4 protein-coding genes and 1 pseudogene are annotated in these 4,296 nt (G+C 36.1%); 2 read left to right on the top strand and 3 right to left on the bottom strand.

Features of this window, described 5'->3' with window-relative positions; all coding sequences use genetic code 11:
- Positions 1–460: 460 nt before the first annotated feature.
- Complete coding sequence (locus FEZ13_RS19125; RefSeq protein ID WP_146553969.1) at positions 461–1,135, bottom strand: DedA family protein; 675 nt, start codon at positions 1,133–1,135, stop codon at positions 461–463.
- Positions 1,136–1,384: 249 nt separating this feature from the next.
- Positions 1,385–2,185 carry a TrmB family transcriptional regulator gene (locus FEZ13_RS19130; RefSeq protein WP_146553970.1) on the bottom strand — a complete coding sequence of 267 codons (801 nt, stop codon included), beginning with the start codon at positions 2,183–2,185 and terminating at the stop codon, positions 1,385–1,387.
- 121 nt (positions 2,186–2,306) lie between these two features.
- On the opposite strand from FEZ13_RS19130, the gene FEZ13_RS19135 reads away from it, so the two are divergent.
- Both FEZ13_RS19135 and FEZ13_RS19140 read left to right on the top strand, forming a co-directional pair.
- Positions 2,307–3,083, top strand: a complete 777-nt coding sequence (locus FEZ13_RS19135) for a TSUP family transporter (protein WP_146553971.1) — start codon at positions 2,307–2,309, stop codon at positions 3,081–3,083.
- Between the two features lie 18 nt (positions 3,084–3,101).
- Positions 3,102–3,614 (top strand): annotated as a pseudogene (locus tag FEZ13_RS19140) (SDR family oxidoreductase); the annotation flags it as partial.
- Positions 3,615–3,993: 379 nt separating this feature from the next.
- Here the strand turns inward: FEZ13_RS19140 and FEZ13_RS19870 are convergent.
- On the bottom strand, positions 3,994–4,296 hold a 303-nt coding region (locus FEZ13_RS19870), incomplete at its 5' end, for a hypothetical protein (protein ID WP_222434437.1).

Genomic DNA, 4,296 nt, shown 5'->3' on the forward strand with positions numbered 1-4,296 from the left:
TGCATTTTCGAGGAGTCGCCGTCTTCCGCTCCACAACTATCAAAATTGGTTATTATTAAATGTTCGGATTTTTTAAGAAGAAAATGATTTATGCAGTGCCTGTTTAGTAAAGCTTATTCATAGCCCTCTACAGAAAAGCCTTCAAAAATGCGATATAAATCAGCTTTTTGAGCTCATAAAATAAAGGAAAAGATGGTAAAGCTATAGTTTTTCAACGATCTCAAGCGAGGATCGACTCCCTGTAAAAATATAATGGTCCTATTCATAAACAGTAGAGGTGAAGAAAACTTCACTGAGTAAGGCTTCACTTCACATACTAATTAGAACTTCTTTCTTTTGCTAAGATTTTCATTATGCGCTGCAAGAAGTTACATTTTGAATACTCTACTCCTCTTAGCCTTCCACTTAGCTTATTAAAGCACAAAAGAGTTACCCAAAAACAATTTTGAAGTAACTCTTTTTAACTTGGTTTTTCAGCATTATCATTTTTTGTATTATGAAAAAAGGTCTTTTTCAGCTTATTGATAACTACAAATATCGTTGGAACGAGCAATGGAATAAACGATATCATCGTCAAAGATATAACTAAATTATTTTCAATCCATTCAATATTACCTAATACATAACCTATGCTTAACCAAAAAGATGCCCATAGAATGGCACCTAAACTATTAAACTTCAAAAATACTGAAAAACAATACTGAGTAAGGCCGCTAGCAAGTGGGACAGTCGTTCGCATCAGAGGAACAAACCGGGCAACTAAGATAGAAAATGAGCCATACCGATAAACAAATGTTTGAGCTGTTTGAAGTGTATTTTCTAAAAAATTTTTTAATCGTGGCTTTTTATCATGCCATCTTCTAAATAAATTTCCAATCAAATAATTTTGACTATCTCCTGCAATCGTTGCACTGATAAAGAGGATTAACAATATCCAAAAATCCAATTTTCCGATTGCCGTCAACGCTCCACTAGCAAATACCAGTGCATCGCCCGGTAAAAAGGTCAAAACCACAAAAGCTGTTTTTGAATAAATGATGAAAAATAATGCAATATAAATAAACACACCATATAATTCTATGAAATTCGCCAAATTATCATCAAAGCTTGAAATGAACTGAAAAAATCTAATCATCCTATCCCTTCATCCCATATAGATTTGCCAACTTTTTATGTCTAAAAAATCCTATTTGCATATGTTTATTCAATTTTATGTTTTTAGTCTCCACAAAAATCCATTGCAAAAGTACTTTTATAAAGAAAATTTCCTTCTACTGCTACTTCGCCTATGTAAACATCAAAGCTTATAAACCTATTCACCTAGATTTTATAAGCTTTTTAGTTATCCACATGTGTATAATTTTTCGATTAATGATTTATCCACTTACTTTTCCACAAATCCATCTTCCATAAAAAACTTTTTACGTTCTTCCGAAATCCACTGTTCCAAATTGTCTTTGTTGCGTTTTACTAAGCGATTAACTAGTACATCGTGCCAAACATAATCTTCTAATAGATATATATGTACTTGATCATTCGTATAAAAAGCCAATTCACAATCATTTACATATGAGCCATATATCATTTCCTTTGCGTCGATCGATAAAACGAACCACCTTTTACTAGTCGGTGCTTCTGTAAAATGTGTAATGCGATGTAAATCCACAGTCTTTATAGGATGATCAACATGCAATGTAATACCTTGAATTTGAACACCCTCCGCTACTTCCTCTAACTCCTCTCTCACTTCTTCATACATATCATCCCACAATGAGATAATAATCCGCTTCTCAGCCTTCCTAATAAGCATCCTACAATAGCTAATGATAGTTGTCTTTTCTTTTAATATTAAAATTCGATTGTCTGGACTTTCTTCTGTTGTTTCAAGCTGCTTTAGTTTATTACTTAAGCTTTGATAATTTTTTTGCCAGTTGGATTGTGCTTTTTCAAGAAAAACATCTACCGGTAATGGTGAATAGACTGTTCCATCGATTTTTTCTTCTTTTAAGACAAGCCCTTTTTCGATAAGGCTTTTCAGAATATCATAAATTCGTGCTCTTGGTATGCCAGAGTTCTTACTTACTTGGTAAGCTGTGACAGTACCTGATTTTACTAGTGAAACATAGGATTTTGCTTCATATTCAGTGTATCCTATGGCTTTTAGCTGTTGCACTAAATCCTCCATTTATATTCCCCCGTATCCTTCTTACATGTTACATGTATCATACCAAATCTTTTTGAACTATTTACATTCAAAAGGATTTTAGTTACCATTTTGGTAGTCACTATTTAGGAAGGTTGATTTGATGCCATTTCATGTTGATGTTGATTTTTCTTTATTATTAATTCTTGTGCTTTTTGGATTTTTGGCTGCATTTATCGATTCAGTAGTTGGTGGAGGCGGGTTGATTGGTCTACCAGCACTATTATTTGTCGGTCTTTCTCCTGCCGCAGCCGTTGCAACAAATAAACTGGCTGGTACAATGGGATCTTTGACCAGTACAATTACTTTCTACCGCTCAGGAAAAATGGATTTCAAATCAGTCGCAAAGTTTTTCCCATTAGTATTTGTCGGTTCAGCTCTTGGCGCATGGATCGTCCATTTAATGGACCCAGATATATTAAAACCTCTGATGCTCATCATGCTTGCAGGAGTCGCTGTATATACGATTATTAAAAAAGATTGGGGCAGTAATTCTACATACAAAAAGTTATCATCTGTAAAACTAACATTGTTTATAATGGTTATTTTTGCAATTGGTTTTTACGATGGCTTCTTAGGACCTGGTACAGGCTCTTTTCTCATATTCGCCTTTTTAATGGTAGGCTTTGATTTTCTAAAGGCAGCAGGAAATGCTCGATTCTTAAACTTTGGTAGTAATATTGCGGCACTTCTTACGTTCATGTCTTTAGGTCAAATCCATTATGCATATGGCATTCCAATGGGGATCGCACAAATCTTCGGTGCTATTATTGGCTCTAGATTTGCCCTTAAACAAGGTACAGGTTATGTACGTGTATTATTTATCGTTGTAACATGTTCATTGCTCGCGAAAAATGTTTATGATTATTTTTTTAAATGAACCTAGTAGATTTAGACGTTGCAAAACATTGTCAACAACGCTGGTATTATGGATGGCATGCAACCAGTTGGTGAAGTAGAAGATGCTCGTTGGGATCTAGTATTCGCCGTTAATACAACAAGCGTTATGAAATCCATGCGTATTGCAGCAAACATCTTCCTAGAACAAGGTCATGGCGTAATCGTTAACAATATTTCTGCCGGTGGTCTTTATGGTGCTCGCGCTGGTGCTGCATACACTGCTTCAAAACATGCTGTTGTCGGATTGACGAAAAATACTGCATTCATGTACGCAGACAAAAACATCCGCTGTAACGGGATTGCTCCAGGCGGTGTAGTAACCAATATTAGCTCCTCTATGAAAAATATAAGCGAGTTTGGTGCAGCTCGACAACACCTCGGGCTAGCTATCATGCCACGGGCTGGTCAACCTGAAGAAATTGCTAAACTTGCATTGTTCCTAGGTTCTGATGAATCAAGCTTCATCAATGGTCAGGTCATCGCAGCCGATGCTGGTTGGACCGCATACTAATCACTTCTTGTTTATACATGAAAAAGGCATGGAGATTGTCGAAGCAATACACACGTTAAAACGTGAACTAAACAAAAAGCATCACAAAAAGGAGTCGAAGTATATGGTTAATTCCATAACTTTGACTCCTTTTCTTTTATATCACTTTAAAATCTTTATCGGGTGTTTTGAAATATCTTCTTCGATATCATTTTTATATTCACAAATTCCAAGATGATTTGAAGTTAGTAGTTTCTTTGCTTTCCATTACTCAAAGTTCATTCCTGTATTCACCTCTATCTTAGAGGCAAACTCTGATCAATAATTATCATATTTACCAGTAATATGAGAATGAAGTTGTCATGCTACAATAAAATATCAGGCGTGTTGATTATCCAATTTAATCCATAAAAATAGGGGAATTTGTTGATTGCAGCGAAGGCTTGCACGACTCATGCGGGCGAACGCTGAGGGCAACAGGATGTTGGTCACGGAATCGTTGCCACAGGACGTGGCGCACTACAATTCCGTTCCTTAATCGCTTGCGCTGCGGGGTCTCATCTATTCGCTTTTCCCGCGGGACGTTGAATTTTCTTCCTCGAATCACACCGCACGAAGAAAATGCTTGCATTTTCGAGGACTCGAGCAAGCCGCAGCGAAGATCTATATAAATGGTCTTAAAAATACAGAGTTTTTCAAAAGC

This window comes from Rummeliibacillus sp. SL167, from assembly GCF_007896505.1.
Taxonomy (GTDB): Bacteria; Bacillota; Bacilli; order Bacillales_A; family Planococcaceae; genus Rummeliibacillus; species Rummeliibacillus suwonensis.